Origin of the sequence: Alcanivorax sp. MD8A (assembly GCF_002888555.1) — a bacterium.
Classification (GTDB): Bacteria; Pseudomonadota; Gammaproteobacteria; order Pseudomonadales; family Alcanivoracaceae; genus Alcanivorax.
In genome coordinates this window covers 1-1183 of record NZ_AQOQ01000079.1, presented here as the reverse complement: position 1 = coordinate 1183, position 1183 = coordinate 1, and the positions used below count along the sequence as shown (strand labels likewise).

The 1183-nt window shown below is 58.7% G+C and carries 2 protein-coding genes; both read left to right on the top strand.

The genetic code is table 11. The features are described 5' to 3' along the window. The coding region (locus A15D_RS17075) for a fatty acid desaturase (RefSeq protein ID WP_199175985.1) at positions 1-279 on the top strand (279 nt) is incomplete at its 5' end. A 13-nt stretch (positions 280-292) separates the two neighbouring features. Further along, positions 293-1096 carry an SDR family oxidoreductase gene (locus A15D_RS17070; protein WP_102792899.1) on the top strand — a complete coding sequence of 268 codons (804 nt, stop codon included), beginning with the start codon at positions 293-295 and terminating at the stop codon, positions 1094-1096. The last annotated feature ends 87 nt before the right edge of the window (positions 1097-1183 follow it).

The window sequence follows — 1183 nt, the reverse complement described above, 5'->3', positions numbered from 1 at the left end:
CTGGTGTTCATGGTGCTGCCGCACTACCCGCATACCGGCCGCCAGGACGTGGATCCGAATACCACCTCGCTGATGCGCATGGGCAAGGAATGGTTGCTGACCCCGATCCTGATGTACCAGAACTACCACCTGGTTCATCACCTGTACCCCACCGTACCGTTCTACCGGTATGGAAAAGTGTGGAAAGCCCGCGAGGCTTACCACCGCAAACACTCTGGCAGCATGATTATTGGCCCCTTTGATCTGGGCCCGAAAGACCAGCCCGGCGACGCCGCCTGACAGGAGCACAACAATGACAAAAACCGTACTGATCACCGGCGGCGCCGGCGGCATTGGCCGTGAATTCTGCAAGCTGTTCAACAACGATGGCTACAATATCGTGGTCTTCAGCCTGCTGCAGGACGAACTGGATCAGCTGGGTAACGACCTGAAAGCCCAGCGCAGTGATGGGGTTTACCACGGCGTGCAGATGGACCTGTCCCAACCGGATGCCGCCGAGCGCATCGTGGAATGGCTAGACAAGGAAAACATCACCCTGGACGTGCTGGTCAACAACGTGGGCTTCGGCATGATGGGCGAGCACGTCGAGCAGGACACCCAGAAACTGGAGCGCATGCTCACCCTCAACAATATTCTGCTCAGCAAACTTTGCATGCTGGTAGGCGCCAAAATGAAGGCTCGCGGCCAGGGCAAGATCATGAACATCGGTTCCCTCGCCGGGTTCTGCCCGATGCCTTTCTTTGCCGCCTACAGCGCCAGCAAGGCATTCGTGATCAACCTCAGCGCCTCCCTGCAGGAAGAGCTCAAACCCTATGGTGTGCAGGTCACCTGCTTCTGCCCCAGCACCACCAAGACGGCCTTCCTGGATACCGCCCAAAGCGCACACAAGTCGTCCAGCGGCATCACCCAATTCGTCTCCGCGCAGATCGCCACCCCGGAAGAGGTGGCCGCTGCCGGCTACAAGGCCCTCAATGCCGGTAAGCGTTACGCCCTGCCCGGCCTGTCCGTTACCCTGCAAAGCATCTGGATCCGCATGATGCCACTGCGGGCAATGGCCAGTTTTGTTTATAAGCAGTCGGTCAATAAAAGCAGTTAACAGTGAATAGTTAATAGTTAACAGCTGCGCGGGGGAGGCATGCCTGTCCCGCAACCACAGAGGCCGCGCCCGGACATTGGGCGCGGC

Excerpts from the sequence above, each read along its gene's own strand:
- A15D_RS17070 (WP_102792899.1), top strand. The coding sequence starts at position 293 with ATGACAAAAACCGTACTGATCACCGGCGGCGCCGGCGGCATTGGCCGT.